This is a genomic window from Bradyrhizobium sp. OK095 (genome assembly GCF_900109945.1).
Classification (GTDB): domain Bacteria; phylum Pseudomonadota; class Alphaproteobacteria; order Rhizobiales; family Xanthobacteraceae; genus Bradyrhizobium.
Window position 1 is genome coordinate 114,736 of record NZ_FOBX01000009.1, and the last position, 16,297, is coordinate 131,032.

At 65.3% G+C, this 16,297-nt stretch carries 19 protein-coding genes; 13 read left to right on the plus strand and 6 right to left on the minus strand.

All coding sequences use genetic code 11. The features are described 5' to 3' along the window. Positions 1 to 2: 2 nt before the first annotated feature. Together BMW89_RS23735 and BMW89_RS23740 are read right to left on the minus strand one after the other, a co-directional pair. On the minus strand, positions 3 to 1,154 hold the full coding sequence (locus tag BMW89_RS23735; protein WP_092029447.1) for an ATP phosphoribosyltransferase regulatory subunit: 1,152 nt from the start codon (positions 1,152 to 1,154) through the stop codon (positions 3 to 5). Positions 1,155 to 1,399: 245 nt separating this feature from the next. After that, positions 1,400 to 1,651, minus strand: coding sequence for a hypothetical protein (locus BMW89_RS23740; RefSeq protein WP_244547667.1), 252 nt, complete (start codon positions 1,649 to 1,651; stop codon positions 1,400 to 1,402). Positions 1,652 to 1,933: 282 nt separating this feature from the next. On the opposite strand from BMW89_RS23740, the gene BMW89_RS23745 reads away from it, so the two are divergent. Next, the gene (locus BMW89_RS23745) at positions 1,934 to 2,398 is read left to right on the plus strand and encodes a hypothetical protein (RefSeq protein WP_244547668.1); all 465 of its coding nucleotides are present in this window, start codon (positions 1,934 to 1,936) and stop codon (positions 2,396 to 2,398) included. A 34-nt stretch (positions 2,399 to 2,432) separates the two neighbouring features. Then, a complete protein-coding gene (locus tag BMW89_RS23750; protein ID WP_092029449.1) occupies positions 2,433 to 3,377 on the plus strand; it encodes a helix-turn-helix domain-containing protein in 945 nt (314 codons plus the stop codon). Positions 3,378 to 3,496: 119 nt separating this feature from the next. Here BMW89_RS23750 and BMW89_RS23755 read toward each other — a convergent pair whose 3' ends face one another. Continuing rightward, positions 3,497 to 4,267 (minus strand): 16S rRNA (uracil(1498)-N(3))-methyltransferase, encoded by a 771-nt coding sequence (locus BMW89_RS23755; RefSeq protein WP_092029450.1) that lies wholly within the window; start codon positions 4,265 to 4,267, stop codon positions 3,497 to 3,499. Between the two features lie 211 nt (positions 4,268 to 4,478). Between BMW89_RS23755 and BMW89_RS23760 the strand changes: the two genes are divergently transcribed. Continuing rightward, complete coding sequence (locus BMW89_RS23760) at positions 4,479 to 5,138, plus strand: hypothetical protein (protein WP_092029451.1); 660 nt, start codon at positions 4,479 to 4,481, stop codon at positions 5,136 to 5,138. Further along, positions 5,135 to 6,067, plus strand: a complete 933-nt coding sequence (gene ubiA, locus BMW89_RS23765) for a 4-hydroxybenzoate octaprenyltransferase (protein WP_092029452.1) — start codon at positions 5,135 to 5,137, stop codon at positions 6,065 to 6,067. The genes BMW89_RS23760 and ubiA overlap by 4 nt, the downstream gene beginning before the upstream one ends. A gap of 8 nt (positions 6,068 to 6,075) precedes the next feature. On the opposite strand, the gene BMW89_RS23770 is transcribed toward ubiA, so the two are convergent. After that, positions 6,076 to 6,591 carry a DUF6101 family protein gene (locus BMW89_RS23770; protein ID WP_092029453.1) on the minus strand — a complete coding sequence of 172 codons (516 nt, stop codon included), beginning with the start codon at positions 6,589 to 6,591 and terminating at the stop codon, positions 6,076 to 6,078. Between the two features lie 264 nt (positions 6,592 to 6,855). Here BMW89_RS23770 and BMW89_RS23775 point away from each other — a divergent pair, with 264 nt between their 5' ends. The 7 genes from BMW89_RS23775 (at position 6,856) to BMW89_RS23805 (ending at position 12,811) form a co-directional block, all read left to right on the plus strand. Beyond that, positions 6,856 to 8,247, plus strand: coding sequence for a TldD/PmbA family protein (locus BMW89_RS23775; RefSeq protein WP_177196268.1), 1,392 nt, complete (start codon positions 6,856 to 6,858; stop codon positions 8,245 to 8,247). After that, entirely contained in the window at positions 8,234 to 9,049 is an 816-nt protein-coding gene (locus tag BMW89_RS23780; protein ID WP_092029455.1) for a 3'(2'),5'-bisphosphate nucleotidase CysQ, read from the plus strand. The genes BMW89_RS23775 and BMW89_RS23780 overlap by 14 nt, the downstream gene beginning before the upstream one ends. A gap of 60 nt (positions 9,050 to 9,109) precedes the next feature. Further along, positions 9,110 to 9,352, plus strand: coding sequence for a DUF4170 domain-containing protein (locus BMW89_RS23785; RefSeq protein WP_092029456.1), 243 nt, complete (start codon positions 9,110 to 9,112; stop codon positions 9,350 to 9,352). Next, positions 9,349 to 10,062: a lysophospholipid acyltransferase family protein gene (locus BMW89_RS23790; protein WP_092029457.1), complete on the plus strand. Its 714-nt coding sequence runs from the start codon at positions 9,349 to 9,351 to the stop codon at positions 10,060 to 10,062. The genes BMW89_RS23785 and BMW89_RS23790 overlap by 4 nt, the downstream gene beginning before the upstream one ends. Continuing rightward, positions 10,025 to 11,371, plus strand: coding sequence for a 3-deoxy-D-manno-octulosonic acid transferase (locus BMW89_RS23795; protein WP_092029458.1), 1,347 nt, complete (start codon positions 10,025 to 10,027; stop codon positions 11,369 to 11,371). The genes BMW89_RS23790 and BMW89_RS23795 overlap by 38 nt, the downstream gene beginning before the upstream one ends. Beyond that, a complete protein-coding gene (lpxK, locus tag BMW89_RS23800) occupies positions 11,364 to 12,380 on the plus strand; it encodes a tetraacyldisaccharide 4'-kinase (protein ID WP_092029459.1) in 1,017 nt (338 codons plus the stop codon). The genes BMW89_RS23795 and lpxK overlap by 8 nt, the downstream gene beginning before the upstream one ends. Positions 12,381 to 12,508: 128 nt before the next feature. Next, positions 12,509 to 12,811, plus strand: a complete 303-nt coding sequence (locus tag BMW89_RS23805; protein WP_092029460.1) for a hypothetical protein — start codon at positions 12,509 to 12,511, stop codon at positions 12,809 to 12,811. 16 nt (positions 12,812 to 12,827) lie between these two features. Here the strand turns inward: BMW89_RS23805 and BMW89_RS23810 are convergent, their stop codons facing one another. After that, a complete protein-coding gene (locus BMW89_RS23810) occupies positions 12,828 to 13,052 on the minus strand; it encodes a DUF2093 domain-containing protein (RefSeq protein WP_092029461.1) in 225 nt (74 codons plus the stop codon). A gap of 190 nt (positions 13,053 to 13,242) precedes the next feature. On the opposite strand from BMW89_RS23810, the gene BMW89_RS23815 reads away from it, so the two are divergent. Both BMW89_RS23815 and BMW89_RS37430 read left to right on the plus strand, forming a co-directional pair. After that, positions 13,243 to 14,073 (plus strand): dienelactone hydrolase family protein, encoded by an 831-nt coding sequence (locus BMW89_RS23815; protein ID WP_092029462.1) that lies wholly within the window; start codon positions 13,243 to 13,245, stop codon positions 14,071 to 14,073. A gap of 251 nt (positions 14,074 to 14,324) precedes the next feature. Continuing rightward, entirely contained in the window at positions 14,325 to 14,474 is a 150-nt protein-coding gene (locus BMW89_RS37430) for a hypothetical protein (RefSeq protein WP_143062810.1), read from the plus strand. A 150-nt stretch (positions 14,475 to 14,624) separates the two neighbouring features. Here the strand turns inward: BMW89_RS37430 and xseA are convergent, their stop codons facing one another. After that, a complete protein-coding gene (gene xseA, locus BMW89_RS23820; RefSeq protein ID WP_177196299.1) occupies positions 14,625 to 16,247 on the minus strand; it encodes an exodeoxyribonuclease VII large subunit in 1,623 nt (540 codons plus the stop codon). Positions 16,248 to 16,297 lie beyond the last annotated feature (50 nt).

The window sequence follows — 16,297 nt, forward strand, 5'->3', positions numbered from 1 at the left end:
ACTTAAGCTCCCACCTTGCGGCCGATCCGGGTCAGCGCGTCCACCCAGACCGAGAAGCCGACCGCCGGGATCGGCTCGACTGAACCGAGCTGGGTCATCAGCCCATCGTAGCGGCCGCCGGCGACCAGCGGCTCGGCGCCGTTGCCGCGGTGATGCAGCTCGAATTCGAAGCCGGTGTAATAGTCGAGGCCGCGCCCGAACGCGGTCGAAAAGCGCGTCTGCTTCACATCGACGCCGCGCGCCGCCATGAAGCCGACCCGGCTCTCGAACTGGTCGATGGCAGCAGCGAGGTCGAGTTTTGCGTCATTGGTGAGTGCGCGCAGCTCGGCGATGGCGTCGTCCGGGTTGCCTGCAATTGACAGGAAGCGCTTGAGCACGTCGATCGCCTCGCGCGGCAGCGCGCCGCCCTTCAGCGTCGACTGCTCGAGAAAGCGGTCGGCGATCTCGGCCGTGGTGCGGCCGCCGACATTGGTGGTCCCGGCGATCGACATCAGATCTGTGACGAAGGCGAGCGCCGCCTTGCGGTCGGAGCCGGCGAGTGCCGCCAGCACGCCCTCATATTCGCTGCGGGTCGCGGTGGTCGCGGCCGCGAGCCGCTCCAGATCCTGCTCCAGGCTGATCTTGCGGTTGAAATCCTTGACCAGGCGGCGGCGCCAGACCGGATAGAGATTGAGTGCGTCGAGCAGCGCATTGAACAGCGCCACGTCGCCGGTGCGGATCTCGACGTCGCGGACACCGAAGGCCGCGGTCGCCTCCAGCGCCAGCGCCAGCATCTCGGCATCGGCCGCGGCGCGGTCCTGACGACCGAAGGACTCGATGCCGGCCTGAAGGAACTCGCTGGCTTGGCCGCTGCGGTATCGGAACACCGGGCCCAAATAGCTGAACCCGGCCGGCAGGCCGGCGCGGCCCGAGGCGAGGTAATCACGCGCCACCGGGATGGTCAGGTCCGGGCGCAGGCAGAGCTCGTCGCCGGAGAGGTCCGTGGTCAGATACAGGCTCTTGCGGATGTCCTCGCCCGAGAGGTCCAGGAACGGCTCGGCCGGTTGCAGGATCGCGGGCTCGGCCCTGACATAGCCGGCCTGCGCGAACGACAACAGCAGCGTATCCGCCCAGGCGGCGGAGCCGGCAGCATTTGAGGTGGCAGTCGCGGTCATCACAGGGGTCCATCGTCCCGGTGGAACCGGGCAGGGAAAGGGCAAGGGGAGGCGAGCGAATTGGCGCAGCCCTTAGCATGGCCGGAAAGCGGTTTCGACCTCCAAAGGATCAATCGCTTAACGGCTTTGGAAGTCAGGGAGCATCGACCCCGTCAAAAGCGCTTGAGGTATTTAATTACCATAAGAAGCGCGCTCGACACACAACCCGGACGGATCGAGGCATGATGAGAAGAGGTGCTTCGCTTTTATTCAGTTCGGCCACGGACGTCTCCGGGCGCTTCTCCAACTGAGGCATCGGTTGAGATGAAGGCGAGCTCTGCGGCATCGGACGCAGCCTCATTCGCGAGTTGCTCTGCCAGTTCGAGAATTCTCTGCCTTCTGCCTGGGTCGGTGATGCCGAGAAATGCTTTGATGAGCTCCAGTTCCTCGCGTTGCCGCACGTCCGATACAAATTTGCCGTCCATGACCATGGCATCCTGCGCGATGGCCGGCTGCAAGGAGCCGGCTTCTTCGAAGCCGCTAGATACGGTCGTCGCGGATTAAAGTTTCGGCGGCCGATCGCAAATTGTTTTGACGCACGCGCCTCGACGCACCTGCAACAACAGGCCCCACGTCACAATGAGAAATTGAGGACGATAGGCAAGTCGTCGCATACTCATTCTGGGTATGGCGGATAATCCGTTCGCTGCTGCCTTCGTTTACACTGTGAATGTTGGTTTCGATTCATGCGCAATGATTCAGATGTTATCCGGACGGTCTCGCGACATACGCTGGCCTATATGCTGTTCTCGATCAGCGAGATGTTCCGGCACTACGACGAATTCGACCCGCTGGACCTTCTGATCGTTCATGCGATTCTCAACGCGAACGTCATCAATGTGATGAACGATCCGTCGCTGGACGAGCAATTCTCCAGCATCCATGCGGTCGAGCCGGATGTGATCAAGCAGGGGGTGTCCCGGGCAGCACTCTCTCGCTTTCTCAGCCTGCCGCTCGAGACAGTGCGCCGTCGCGTGGCGGGACTCAAACGGCGAAAGATTCTCGCCGAGACCAAGGCCGGGCTGATCGTGACCGAGCAGAACTTATTCAGGTTTGGAAACAACCACGAACTTCAGAAGACGAACATGCTGCTGCTGACAAAACTCCTCCGCGACCTCAAGCGCTCCGGCATCAATGGGCCGGATGATCTGCGAGCTTCCAAGGAAACTTCCAAGGGCGCCGCATCGCCGCGAAAAGCGAAGTAAGCGGCACAATTTCAGGACAGGGCTGGACTGCTGAATGTCATTCCAACGTCTCAAGCCGTCCCCAGCCCTCGAACTCGAATCGTATGACGTCGATCATTTCGACGAGAGTGAGAGATATGCCGGCGCATCCAGCATGCCACTGTCTGCCGGAGCGACTGCGAGCATGCGCGCACGGCTCAACCTGCCGACCTTGACCCTGTCTCTGCTGAAAACCTTCCCGCGGATCGTTCGCGGCTATCAGTTGACGAATGCCGCCGCCGTGGTGGTGCCAATGGATCATGTGACCTCTTCCCGTATCAACGGGCAATCCATTGGCAGTTCCATTGTCATTCTCACGGGCGCTTCCGATTGCCTGGTGTATGAGCCGGTGGGTCGTCTGATGGCCGTTGTCTATTTCAGTCCGCCCGCGCGCGAACCCTGGGCTCAGCTGAGTGATGGCTATCATTTGCTGAACCCGGCAGCTGACGCGCTCGTCTCGCTGTGCGGCTTGATCTCAACGACGCTTGAAACGGCAGCAAATGACCCGGGCTTCCTGAATGGACCGGCTTCGCAAGGGCTCGTTGAACAGGCCCTGCTTGGCAGAATGGATGCAGCACTTCGTAGCAGCGTGAAGAGCAGACCTGCGCCGCCTGCGACGGATGGCTATCGGCGGATCGTTCTGAACATGGAAAGATTGATCCGGCGCGATCTGATGATCTGGCACAAGACGACAGAACTGGCGGAGCAGACGGGAGTGTCGGTTCGGACTCTCCAGAGTGCGACGCAGGCGATCTGCGGCATGAGCCCGCATCGCTACAGCCGGGTCCTGCGCCTTTGGTCGGTGCGCAAGCAGCTGCGGATCGGCCCGGCAAGACGTAGTGTAAAGTCCTGCGCGATTGCGCACGGCTTTTGGCATTTGAGCGAGTTCGCGGCGAGCTACAGGACGGCTTTCGGAGAGCTGCCGTCCGAGACCATGCATCGATCGATGCGAGGGGAGTAGGCAAGGGGGGAGAGCAGCCTAAAGCGCGATGAGATTGGGATGAATCGTCATCGCGCTTTAGGTTGTTGTTTGCGCATGATCTTTTCGGAAAACCGCTTCGCACTTTTCCGGATCATGCTCTAGCCGCTCCCGCCTCCCCAATCGCCCAGCACCGCCTGCACCAGTGCCAGCGCCGCCACCGCGGCCGTATCGGCGCGCATGATCCGGGGGCCGAGGGCCAGCCGCAGGATTTTCGGCTGCCGCAGCAACAGCGCCCGCTCTTCCTCGGCAAAGCCGCCTTCGGGGCCGATCAGCACGTCGATACCAATTCTGCCTTGGTCATGCCCGGCCTCGCGGGCGTCTTGCAGGCTCTGAATGGGGTTTTGGACCTCCGCCGCCTCATCGCAGAAGATCAGCAACCGCCCTGCGGCGCGCTGGCTGAGGTAGCGCTCCAGCGGCACCGGCTCGGCCACAGCGGCGATGCTGAGGATGCCGCATTGCTCCGCCGCCTCGACCACATTGGCGCGCATCCGCTCGGTGTTGACCCGGGAAGCCTGGGTGAACCGCGTGAGGACCGGCTGAAGCGCAGCGGCGCCCATCTCGATGGCCTTTTGGACCATGTAATCCAGCCGGGCGTGCTTGAGCGGGGCAAAGACGTAGGCGAGGTCGGGGAGCCGGTCCTGGGGCCGGGTCTGCTGGAGGATGAGGAGCCCGTCCGGCCGCTTGCGGCCCTCGATGGCGGCTTGCCACTCTCCGTCGCGGCCGTTGAACGCCAAAACCTCGGCCCCGGCGGCAAGCCGCAGCACATTGCCGAGATAATTGCTCTGGTCACGGTCGAGCGGGATCCTGGCGTCTTGGGCCAGGGGGGCATCGATAAACAGCCGGGGGGCGCGAAAATCGTGGGAGGGCATCGTCCAAAGGTCCAATTTGCGGCCGTTCTTAACCCAAACCGGTACTTTTGGGGGTAAATATCGCCGAATTGGTGCGTCCGTGCGCCGCGCTCTTGCCCTATTCGACGGGTTGTTAAGCGCCGGCGGGAATCGTAAAAACGCGAACACGCTGGTTGCGCTTCAATTGGGAAGGCGCCGAGCCCCGTAAGCTCCTGCCGGAGAGACTATCTTGATGATCCGTCATTTGATGGTTCCAATCACCGCCGCCATGGTCACCATGGGTGCTGTGGGCGCCTATGCCCAGGGTTTCCCTGCGCCGCTGCCGGGCCAAGCCGCACCCAGTTCCGCGTTCCCGCCCGTGAACGGTTCGGCGCCGAGCGCCTCGGTCGGTACGGCCCCGCAAGGGTCCTTCCCCGTGAATGGCGCCGCGCCCATGGGCGGCGCCGGCGCTTTCAGTGCGGCTCCCCCGACGCAAGCCGGTCCCGGCGAGGACTGCACGAAGGCGTTCGTGCCGCTGCGCGAAGAGGCCGAAAAACGCGGCAAGATGATCAAGGCCGCGAGCGATCGTCACGCGACGCCGGACGAAGCCTGCAAGCTGTTCAAGAATTACAGCCAGGCCGAATTCAAGATGATGAAATACGTCCAGGCCAATTCCGCCAAATGCGGAATCCCGCCACAGGTTGGCGACCAGCTGCAGGCCAGCCACAAGAACACCGAGGCCACGCAGGCCAAGGTCTGCAACGTTGCGCAGCAGATGCAGCAGCAGCCGCGCGGTCCGGCCGGCCCGTCGCTGAGCGAGGTTCTCGGTTCGGGCTCGGCGCCTGAGGCCAATGCCGGCAAGAAGGGTGGCAGCACCTTCGACACGCTCAACGGCAACGTCCTCACCCGATGAGCGACGCCAGCGCCCGCGTTGCCGATTCCACCGGCAACTGGGTCGATACGCTCGCGCCGCAATGGGCGCGGCCTTATCTGCGATTGTCGCGCTTCGATCGTCCGATCGGCTCATGGCTGCTCCTGATGCCATGCTGGTGGTCGGCGGCGCTTGCTGCCGGCATCGCGCATGACACGAGCCGCCTGCCGCTCACCATCATCCTGTTCTTCATCGGCGCCTTCGCGATGCGCGGGGCAGGCTGCGCCTGGAACGACATCACCGATCGCGACCTCGACGCCAAGGTCGAGCGCACCCGCTCGCGGCCGCTGCCCGCGGGGCAGATCAGCGTGACGCAGGCGCTGGCCTTCCTGGTCGCGCTGGCGCTGGCCGGCCTCGTCGTGCTGCTCCAGTTCAACCGCTTTGCCGTCGTGACCGGCGTCGCCTCGCTCGTGGTCGTCGCGATCTATCCCTTCATGAAGCGCGTCACCTGGTGGCCGCAGGTCTTCCTCGGGCTTGCCTTCTCATGGGGCGCGCTGATGGGCTTTGCCGTCACCTTCGGCCGGATCGACGTCACAGCGCTGGTGCTCTATGCCGGGTCGATCGCCTGGGTGATTGGCTATGACACCATCTACGCGCACCAGGACGCCGAAGACGACGCGCTGATCGGCGTCAAGTCCACCGCGCGCCTGTTCGGCGCGCATACGCACCAGGCGCTGATCCTGTTCTATGGCTTGGCGGTGATGCTGATCGGCGTCGCGCTGGCGTCAAGCGATGTACGCTGGCCGGCCTGGCTCGGGCTTGCGGCCTTCGCCGCGCATCTGGCCTCGCAGATCGTGCGCTTGAGGATCGACGATCCAGATCTGTGCAAGCGCCTGTTCTATTCGAACAAATATGCGGGGGCGCTGCTGTTTGCGGGATTGCTGGTGGACGCGGTGACGCGGGCGGCGTAGCTGCCCGCTCAATTCCGCGCGATGATCTCGCGTTCGCGGTGAACCGACAGCTCGCGTGCGACACCGGCGCGGCGGCGCATCAAAAATTTCGGACGGCGGTCGCGGATTGCATTGGCGCGGCGACGGCGGGCTGCGGGCTTGCGCGCACCTTCGTCCAGCTGCGGAAGCGCGAAGAGCTCGCTCCAGACAGCCCAGGCCTCGGCGAGCTCGTCGCCGTCGGCGCTGACCAGCAGCGGAACGGAGAGCGAGGGATCGCGGTGCACGAGGACGAGGGTCTGGTCCTCGTCATTGCCGCGCAGCGCGACGCCGGTGAAGTCGCTGACGCGGACGTTGATTGCCATGCGCATGCCGCGGACGGCACGGCGCAGCACGACGCGCTCGCGATGAAGCTCGATCTGCCTGGTGTAGCCGTCGGCGCGCGGATCATGCGCATCGAAGCGGACCGGAAGGGAAAGGGGGTCGAGCCGCAGGGAGCGGCTCGACCCGGCGGGGTTGGCCCCGCATGTTGATGTTTGACGCCTCACGGCTTTAGTTCTCCCCGCCAGGATTATGTTCCCGGTCGATGCGAGGACCTTAGCGCGCGGCTTTCGGAAACCGCTTAAAAAGGCTGGTTAACCCAGCGTCACCGGCGGTCATGATTGACAAGAGCTTGGCGCGCATGATTGACGAGACGTTGCGCAGGTCCCGCGAATCTGAGCTTTTGACAGGCTGAAAATGCTTGAAGTCCGCACCATCAGGGCACATCTGTGGGTTCCGGTCCCGAACCCCGCCCCAACAGGATTTCGTTTGTGAACCCTTCACCAAGCTCGACGCTTTCGCCAAAAGCCAAGTCCGACCTGTTCGATCAGTCCGCGCTGTCCGATCTCGCGCAGCGGCTGGTGGAGGCGGCAAAGCGCGCCGGCGCCGATGCGGCCGATGCAGTCGCGGTGCGCGGCATCTCGCAAGGCGTCGAGGTGCGCGACGGCCGTGTCGAGGAATCCGAGCGCTCCGAGGGCGACGATGTCGGCCTGCGCGTGCTGGTCGGTCGGCGCCAGGCCGTGGTCTCGACCAACGACGCCAGCGGCGATGCCGTCACCAAGCTCGCCGAGCGCGCGGTGGCGATGGCGCGCGTCGCGCCCGACGACAAATATGTCGGCCTCGCGGACCCATCGCTGCTCGCACGCGATTTCCCCGATCTCGACCTGCTCGATCCCAATATTCCCGCAACCAGCGAGCTCGAGCGCCGCGCGCTCGAGGCCGAAGCGGCCGCGCTCGCCGTCAAGGGCGTGAGCAAATCCGGCGGCGCCTCGGCCTCCGCTGGCATGGGCGGCATGGTGCTCGTCACCTCGACCGGCTTCCACGGCTCCTATCTGCGCTCCAGCCAGGGCATCTCGGCCACCGCCATTGTCGGCGAAGGCACCGGCATGGAGCGCGATTACGATTTCACCTCGGCGCCGCATGGCAGCGATCTGCTCTCGCCCGAAATCGTCGGCCGCTCCGCCGGCGAGCGCACCGTGGCGCGCGCCAATCCGCGCAAGGTCGAGACCTGCAAGGTGCCGGTCGTATTCGATCCCCGCGTCGCCGGCTCGCTGGTCGGCCATGTCGTCGGCGCCATCAACGGCGCCTCGATCGCGCGCAAGACCAGCTTCCTCAAGGACAAGCTCGGCCAGCAGCTGTTTTCGAAGAACATCCGCATCATCGACGACCCCCTGCGCAAGCGCGGTCTGCGCTCGCAGACCTTTGACGCCGAGGGCGTCGCCGTGAAGAAGACCGCGCTGATCGACGAGGGCGTGCTGACGACCTGGCTGCTCGACTGCGCTACCGCGCGCGAGCTCGGCCTTGCCACCACCGGCCACGCTCATCGCGGCGTCTCGTCCTCGCCCTCGCCCGGGCCGTACAATCTGCATCTCGAACCCGGCACACTGAGCCCGGCCGAGCTGATCTCCGACATCAAGCAGGGCTTTTACGTCACCGATCTGATCGGTTCGGGCGTCAACGGCGTCACCGGCGATTACAGCCGCGGCGCCTCCGGCTTCTGGATCGAGAACGGCGAGCTCACCTATGCCGTCAGCGAAGTCACCATCGCAGGCCACCTGTTCGAGATCTTCAAGTCGATGCAGCCGGCGAACAATCTCGAATTCCGCTACGGCGTCAATGCGCCGACGGTGCGCATCGAGGGTTTGACGCTTGGCGGACGTTGACGCGCACTCCCTCGAAACCATTTTGACTCGTGATGCAGCGTTGTTGAGGGACACGGTGCGGGAGGCAGGCAGCCTCGCGCAGTCGATGTTCCGCACCGAGCTGAAGAAGTGGACCAAGGGCGCGTCCTCGCCGGTGTCGGAGGCCGACATCGCCGTCAATGATCTGCTCGAAGCGCGCCTGCGCGGTGCCACGCCCGATTATGGCTGGCTGTCCGAGGAAAGCGCCGACGACAAGGCGCGGCTGTCGCGGCGGCTGACCTGGATCGTCGATCCCATCGACGGCACCCGCAACTATCTCAACGGTCATGACGAATGGTGCGTCAGCGTCGCGCTGGTCGAGGATGCCGCGCCGGTGCTGGGTGCGGTGTTTGCGCCTGTTAGCAACGAGTTCTTCTTCGCGGCCCGCGGGCAGGGCACGCTGCTCAACGATGCGGCCGTGCGGGCGACGTCCGGATCCACGCTCGACTTCTCTCGCATGTCCGGCCCGAAGCCGATGGTCGAGCGCCTGAACAGCTCAGCCGGCGACATCAAGCTGCACCCGCGAATCGGTTCGCTCGCGCTCCGGCTCTGCCGGGTCGCTCACGGCGGGCTGGATGCGGCTTTTGCGGGGGGCAACAGCCATGATTGGGACCTTGCGGCGGCCGATTTGATCGTGCAGGAAGCGGGTGGTAGGATGAGCGACCTCTCCGGAGATCCCATCCTCTATAACCGCCGGGAAGTCACGCACGGGGTGCTGGTGGCAGCGGGGCGCGATCGTCATGCGGGCATTGTCGCGCATTTTCGAAATCGTCCCTTGCCGTGAGCGCCGTTGTCGTGCTTCTCGAACACTGCTTTGCCGGGCAGCCCGTTAGGAACAGAACCCATGCCAGATAGTGCCCCGCAACAACTGCTTCATCTTGTGATTGGTGGCGAGCTGCTCGATCTCGAGCACAACACCTTCAAGAACCTGGACGACGTCGAAATCGTCGGCCTCTATCCGAACTATGCGACCGCCCACACCGCCTGGCGGGCGAAGGCGCAGAGCACGGTCGACAATGCGCAGATGCGCTATTTCATCGTCCATCTCCACCGTCTGCTCGACCCCAATCAAGAACCGGCGCGTTGAAAAAGCTGCTTCGCAATACGCTACGAAGCAGCTTCGTTCAGCGTGCCGTCGGGGTCCTGGCGGCCGAATATCTGCGCCTGGTCTGGCGGACCAACAAATTCAAATTCGATCCGCCCGAGGTCTATGACATCGTCGAGCCGCAGATCCCGGCGATCTTCGCCTTCTGGCACGGCCAGCACTTCCTCACCCCCTTCATCAAGAACAAGGACTCCTACAAGGCCAGGGTCCTGATCTCGCGGCACCGCGACGGCGAGTTCAACGCCATTGCCGCCGAGCGGCTCGGCATCGGCACGATCCGGGGATCCGGCGACCATGGCGGCGCCTTCCACCGCAAAGGTGGGGTCGGCGCCTTCAAGGAAATGGTGCGGACGCTGCAGGACGGTTGTAATGTCGCGCTGACCGCCGATGTCCCCAAGCGCTCGCGCGTGGCAGGCCTCGGCATCATCATGCTGGCACGGGAATCGGGGCGACCGATCATGCCTTTCGCGATGGCGACCAGCCGCTTCATCCGGCTCAAGAACTGGGACCGCACCACCATCAATTTGCCGTTCGGGCGGGGCGCCCTGGTCGGCATCAAGGAAATCAGCGTGCCGCCGGACGCAGACGCTGCCATGATGGAAGCGCTGCGGCAGGAGCTGGAAGATACGTTGAACGAGGCGACCCGCCGCGCCTATGCGCAGCTCGGCCGTCCGGGACCCGAAGATGGCTAACACGCTGCCCAATGCGCTGCCGATCACGCTGCGGATGTACCAGCACCTCTCCGCCGGCCTGGTGCCGCTGGCGCCTGTGCTGATCAAGCGGCGGCTGCAGCAGGGCAAGGAAGATCCCGCACGGGTCGGCGAGCGGCGCGGCCTGTCCCTGGACGTGCGGCCGCATGGCCCGCTGGTCTGGATCCACGGCGCCAGCGTCGGCGAGGTGCTCGCCGCCGCCGCGCTGATCGAGCGGCTGCGCGATCTGAACCTGCGCATCCTGCTCACGTCAGGCACCGTCACCTCGGCGGCCGTCGTTGCCAAGCGCTTTCCGCCCGACGTCATCCATCAATACGTGCCGTATGATTCCCCGCGCTACGTCGCGCGCTTCCTCGACCATTGGAAGCCGTCGCTGGCGCTGTTCATCGAATCCGACCTCTGGCCGAACCTGATCCTGGCGGGCGCGGCGCGGCGCGTGCCGATGGTGCTGATCAACGGACGGATGTCGCCACGTTCGTTCCCGCGCTGGCGGCGCATGTACGGCACCATCTCGGCGCTGCTGTCGCGGTTCGATATTTGTCTGGCGCAGTCGAAGACGGACGCGGAGCGCTACGCCGCGCTCGGCGGCCGCGACGTCGTCACCACGGGCAATCTCAAGCTCGACGTGCCGGCACCGCCGGCGGACCCTGCAAAGCTCGAACGGCTGATGGCGGTGACGCGCGGCCGTCCGATCATCGTCGCGGCCTCGACCCATCCGGGCGAGGACGAGATGCTGGTCGCGGCGCATCGCAGCCTCGTCGGTTTCTTCCCGCAGCTCCTCACCGTGATCGTGCCGCGGCATCCGGATCGCGGCTCCCAGATATCGGGCATGATCACGGCGTCCGGCCTGAAGCCCGCCTTACGCTCGCGCGACGAGCAGCTCTCGGCCACGACCGACGTCTATGTCGCCGACACCATGGGCGAGCTTGGCCTGTTCTACCGCCTCTCGCCGATCGTGTTCATGGGCGGATCGCTGATCCACCATGGCGGCCAGAACCCGATCGAGGCGATCAAGCTCGGCGCCGCCATCGTCCATGGTCCGCACGTCTTCAACTTCGCCGAAGTCTACGAGGCGCTCGATGCAAGCGGCGGCGCGCGCCAGGCCGACACGCCGGAGATCCTGGTCAAGCAGCTCGGCCAGCTGCTGGCCGATCCTGCCGTGCGCGACAAGATGCAGCAGGCAGGTCGCGGCGTTGTCGAGCAGCTCGGCGGGGCGCTCAATCGCACCATGGCCGCGCTCGAGCCCTATCTGCTGCAACTGCGGATCGAGATGGGAGCCGCCAATGCGTGAGCCGGCCTTCTGGTACCGGCCGCGTTCCCCGAAGTCGCATCTCCTCAGTCCGCTGGGCGCACTCTACGGCGCCATCACCGCGCGCCGGATGGCGCTCCCGGGCTTTGACGCCGGCATCCCCGTGATCTGCGTCGGCAATTATCATGTCGGCGGCGCCGGCAAGACACCGACCGTGCTGGCGCTGACAAAACTCCTGCGCGATCTCGGCGAGACGCCGGTGGTGCTCAGCCGCGGCTATGGCGGGCGCTTGCGCGGCCCCGTCATGGTCGACCGCGCGCGTCACACCGCCGCCGACATCGGCGACGAGCCGCTGATGATGGCGCGCGACGTCCCTGTCGCCGTGGCGCGCGACCGCCTCGAAGGCGTCGCGCTCGCGAAGTCGCAAGCCGCCACCGTGATCCTGATGGACGACGGTTTCCAGAACCCGCGCCTGCTGAAGGACGCCTCGCTGATCGTGATCGACAGCGAGCGCGGCATCGGCAACGGCAAGGTGTTCCCGGCAGGTCCCCTGCGCGCGCCCTTGAGGGCACAGCTCGCGCGCACCGACGCGCTGGTGCTGATCGGCAATGGGCACGCCGCGGACGGTGTCGCGGCCGAGCTTGCCAAGCGCAACAAGCCGGAGCTGCGCGCGCGGTTGAAGCCGGATGCGGCCTCGCTCGCGCAGCTGTTCGGCAAACCGGTTTTCGCCTTCGCCGGCATCGGCGATCCCGAGCGCTTCTTCCGCACCCTGCGCACCGGCGGTATCGAGGTCGCACGCACGCGCCCGTTCGCCGATCATCACATGTTCTCGCGCGAGGAGATTGCCGCGATGGCGGCGGACGCGGCGCGAGAGCAACTCACGCTGGTGACCACGGAAAAGGATTTTTCACGCCTGCGCGGCCGTGACGATGTGCCCGATAACATCGTGCCGTTCGCCGTCCAGCTCGAATTCGACGATCCGGCGAAGCTGCGGCAGCTGATCAGCGATCATCTCTACAAGGCGCGCGAGCGAAGGTTCAACACGCGGTGATCCCGTAGGGTGGGTTAGCCCTGCGACTGCGCGGAGCGCAGTTGCCGGGCTAACCCACCCTACGGCACCGCCATTCAGGCGGCGTTCATCGCAAGCTCCTATCGTTTTCAAACGATCAGGAGAATGCGATGAAATTTCCGTTTGCGGCCGTCGCCGCCTGCCTTGTGTGTCTGATTGTTGCGCCTGTGCTTGCACAAACGACGCCGTCCGCTGCGCCCGCCACAGTGCCGGTTCCTGCGACCAAGCGCGTGACGTGTCTTGCCACCACGGCAAGCCTGAAGGGGCAGGACAGGCGCGACCAGATGCAGCTCTGCCTGGCGCAGGCGCGAGTCGATTGCCTGAAGCAGGCGATCGATCAGAAGATCGCTGGCGAACCCAGGAAGAGTTTTATCAAGACCTGCGTGGGCGGCGATGGCACCGAGCAGCAATAGAAGCGCGGACGCAGCCTTACGGCTGCTTCAGCTCACCGGGAAAGTGCCGCTGCAGCACGGCGGCCGGCGTAGCGTAGGCTTCCTGCAAATCCACGCTCCAGTACTTCAGTTCGTCGAGCGGAATCCGCGTGTCTGATATCGCGCAGCGAACAAAGGTGCCCGGCGAGATCACGCGGAAATCGCCGTCGAGATATTGCACCTGCGCTTCGCCATTGCCCGAGGGGCCGAACTTGTTCAGCACGGTCGAAAGTCTCCGTGGAAGGCCGCTTCCAGGAAGACCCTGGAGGGCACGATGTGTTGGACGGAATGTAGCATAGATAGGGTGGCTTGTCCGCCCGGTAAACCCACCGGTTTGTGATGTTTTGGCGCCGCATCCGCGTGATAGTGCTCAGCCTTGGGATATCAACCTTGGGATATTGACGCAGAGACCGATGCGCCTTCGATTGACCGCCCTGTTCCTGATGCTGCTGATGTCCGCCGCGCGTGCCGCGCCGGAGACGGCGCCGCATCAGGTCGAGATTCCGCTCGCTGGCGGAATCCTGCATGCGCAGCTGTTCAAGCCCGAGGGCGAGGGGCCGTTCCCGACCGTGATCGCGCTGCATGGCTGCGGTGGACTCGGCGGCCATGCCGATCCGGTGCTGGCGCGCTATCGCGACTGGACCGAGCGGCTGCTCAAGGCCGGTAACGCTGTGCTGCTGCCTGACAGCTACGGGTCGCGCGAGCTCGGGCCGCAATGCCGCGTCAAGGAGATGCACATCAAGGCGCGGCGCGAGCGCGTCGCCGACATCGCGGCCTCGCGCGCCTGGCTGATGAAGCAGAATTGGGTGGCGCGCGACCGTGTCAGCCTGATCGGCTGGGCCAACGGCGCCAGCGCGCTGCTCTGGGCGGTGCGTCCGCAGAGTGCGGCGCGCGACACCAGCCCGGATTTTCGCGCAGCGATCGCATTCTATCCGGATTGCCGGATCTCCGCCGGCCTCGGCTGGAGCGCGCGGGTGCCGACCCTGGTACTGATCGGCGCCAATGACGACGTGTCGTCGCCGCCGGCCTGCCGCCAGATGGTCGACGGCGCCCACGGCCGCAGCGCGCTCACGCGCATTGTCGTCTATCCCGGCGCCTATCACGATTTCGACCGCGCCAACACGCCGCTGCACGCGGCGAGCGCCAGCAGCGATGCCACAGCGCCCGAGCACGGTCATCTCGGCACCGATGCGGAAGCGCGCGCGGAGTCGCAGAAGGACGTGGCGGAGTGGCTGGCGCGATGATGGTGGTATCGTAGCTCGGATGAGCGAAGCGATATCCGGGGCGACCGTTCCCGCATGTCGCTTCGCTCATGCGGGCTACGGTTCGTTGGCAAAGCGGGGCCGCCCGAGGAACAACAGCGGACAGCCCCGCATCGACCACCGCCCTGCACGGCTATGATGGCCGACCGGGAATCTACGGATCGCATGCGAATGCGGTTTCAGCCTGTGGCGGCGCCATCATTCGACCATGATGTCGATTCAACGCATCGGACATGCGCAACCGCTTCGTCCTGTTCTCCTCCGCACTGATCATCTTCACCGTCGCGGTCTTCCTGTTCGAAGCCCAAGCCGGCGCCCCCATGGTCGCGCCGGACCATTGCGGCTTCTGGACCACGATCGACGCGGGATTGACCTGCCGGTAAACGACGACGGTCTTGTAGCCCGGATGAGCGAAGCGATATCCGGGGCGACCGTTCCCGCATATCGCTTCGCTCATGCGGGCTACGCACCGCCTCCACATCGTCGCTGTGCTCGCAGTGACGGGATTGAGGCGACGCGCCCGCCTAATTAACTCAGAACAAATTACCCTGATCCACCGGCTTGGCCACGCGCTTCGGTGCGGGCTTGGCGTCTTGCGCGTCCGGCTTTGGCTGCGCCGGCGCACGCTTTGCCGTCGGAGCTGCACGATCCGAATCCGCGGTCGCGCCGACACGTCCATCCGCAAACTCGATCTCGACGCGTGCGCCGGGTCCGATCGCATCCGCCGCATGCAGCGGGTGTCCGGCTTCATCCCGCACCAAGGCAAAGCCGCGCGCGAGCACGCCGCGATAGGACAGTGCCGAAAGCAGCTTGCCGCTGTTGCCGACGCGGGCATCGAGCCGTTGCAGCAGCGTGACCAGCGCGCGGTTGGCCCGCTCCGCCAGACGATGCGTGCGCTCGCGCTGGCGGGCGATGGCGTTGCGCTGCGCCTGTGCATTCGAAAGTTTTGAGGCGCGCAGCCGAACCTCGAGCCCGGCAAAACGATCGCGCCGCCGCCGCAGCAGCGAGCGTGCGGACAGGCCAAGCCGCTCGCCGCACACGGTGAGCCGGTGATCGGCCTGCGAGATTTGGCCGTGCAGCACCCGCAGCGTCAGCTTTGCGCTCGCCGCGGTAAACCTGCGGAAATGCGCATGCGTGTTGGCCTTGAGGCCGCGGGGCAGGGACGCGCCCGCCGAATCCAGCCGCTGCCGCGGAATCGCCAGCAGATCGCCGGCCGCCGGCAGCGCGCGCGCAGCGGCACGCAGCTCGTTGCGGCGGCTTTCGTGGGCACGCCGCCAATAGGCGTGCGTGCGCCGTCCGAGATCGGCGACCTCGACAAACAAATCACTGCGCACCGGCACCGCCATTTCGGCTGCGGCCGTCGGCGTCGGCGCGCGCTTGTCGGCGACGAAATCGATCAGCGTGATGTCGGTCTCGTGGCCGACCGCGGAGATCAGCGGGATCATGCTCTCGGCCGCCGCGCGCACCACGATCTCCTCGTTGAACGACCAGAGATCCTCCAGCGAGCCGCCGCCGCGCGCGACGATCAGCACGTCGGGCCGCGGAATCTTGCCGCCTTCCGGCAGCGCGTTGAAGCCGCGGATCGCGGCCGCAACCTGCTCGGCCGAACCTTCGCCCTGAACCTTCACCGGCCACACCAGCACATGGCGGGGGAAGCGGTCCTCGAGCCGGTGCAGGATGTCGCGGATAACAGCGCCGGTCGGCGAGGTCACGACGCCGATCACCTCCGGCAGCCAGGGCAGCAGCTGTTTTCGTGCCTCGTCGAACAGACCTTCGGCGGCGAGCTTCTTCTTGCGCTCCTCCATCAGCGCCATCAGGGCGCCGATGCCGGCCGGCTCCAGCGCCTCGATCACGATCTGGTATTTCGAGGAGCCCGGATAGGTCGTCAGCTTGCCGGTGGCGATGACCTCGAGCCCCTCCTGGGGCTTGAAGCGCATCCGCCCGTGCACGCCCTTCCAGATCACCGCCTCGATCTTGGCGCTCTCGTCCTTGAGCGCGAAATAGCAATGGCCGGAGGAATGGGCGCCGCGAAAGCCGGAGATTTCGCCGCGGACCCGGACATGGCCAAAAGTGTCCTCCACCGTCCGCTTCAGGGACTGCGAGAGTTCGGAGACGGTGAATTCGGGGGCGTTGTTCAGTTGTTCCGCAGGCGGCATCGGCACACGATTCGGCATTTTGGGGTTGGACCCGACGTTAAGGATTTTCG

Bases quoted from the DNA above. Each gene is read 5' to 3' on its own strand.
- BMW89_RS23735 (WP_092029447.1), bottom strand. From the start codon at position 1,154: ATGACCGCGACTGCCACCTCAAATGCTGCCGGCTCCGCCGCCTGGGCG.
- BMW89_RS23815 (WP_092029462.1), top strand. From the start codon at position 13,243: ATGCGCCTTCGATTGACCGCCCTGTTCCTGATGCTGCTGATGTCCGCC.
- BMW89_RS23745 (WP_244547668.1), top strand. From the start codon at position 1,934: ATGCTGTTCTCGATCAGCGAGATGTTCCGGCACTACGACGAATTCGAC.
- BMW89_RS23785 (WP_092029456.1), top strand. From the start codon at position 9,110: ATGCCAGATAGTGCCCCGCAACAACTGCTTCATCTTGTGATTGGTGGC.
- BMW89_RS23795 (WP_092029458.1), top strand. From the start codon at position 10,025: ATGCGCAGCTCGGCCGTCCGGGACCCGAAGATGGCTAACACGCTGCCC.
- lpxK (WP_092029459.1), top strand. From the start codon at position 11,364: ATGCGTGAGCCGGCCTTCTGGTACCGGCCGCGTTCCCCGAAGTCGCAT.
- xseA (WP_177196299.1), bottom strand. From the start codon at position 16,247: ATGCCGCCTGCGGAACAACTGAACAACGCCCCCGAATTCACCGTCTCC.
- BMW89_RS23805 (WP_092029460.1), top strand. From the start codon at position 12,509: ATGAAATTTCCGTTTGCGGCCGTCGCCGCCTGCCTTGTGTGTCTGATT.
- BMW89_RS23750 (WP_092029449.1), top strand. From the start codon at position 2,433: ATGTCATTCCAACGTCTCAAGCCGTCCCCAGCCCTCGAACTCGAATCG.
- ubiA (WP_092029452.1), top strand. From the start codon at position 5,135: ATGAGCGACGCCAGCGCCCGCGTTGCCGATTCCACCGGCAACTGGGTC.
- BMW89_RS23755 (WP_092029450.1), bottom strand. From the start codon at position 4,267: ATGCCCTCCCACGATTTTCGCGCCCCCCGGCTGTTTATCGATGCCCCC.
- BMW89_RS23760 (WP_092029451.1), top strand. From the start codon at position 4,479: ATGATCCGTCATTTGATGGTTCCAATCACCGCCGCCATGGTCACCATG.
- BMW89_RS37430 (WP_143062810.1), top strand. From the start codon at position 14,325: ATGCGCAACCGCTTCGTCCTGTTCTCCTCCGCACTGATCATCTTCACC.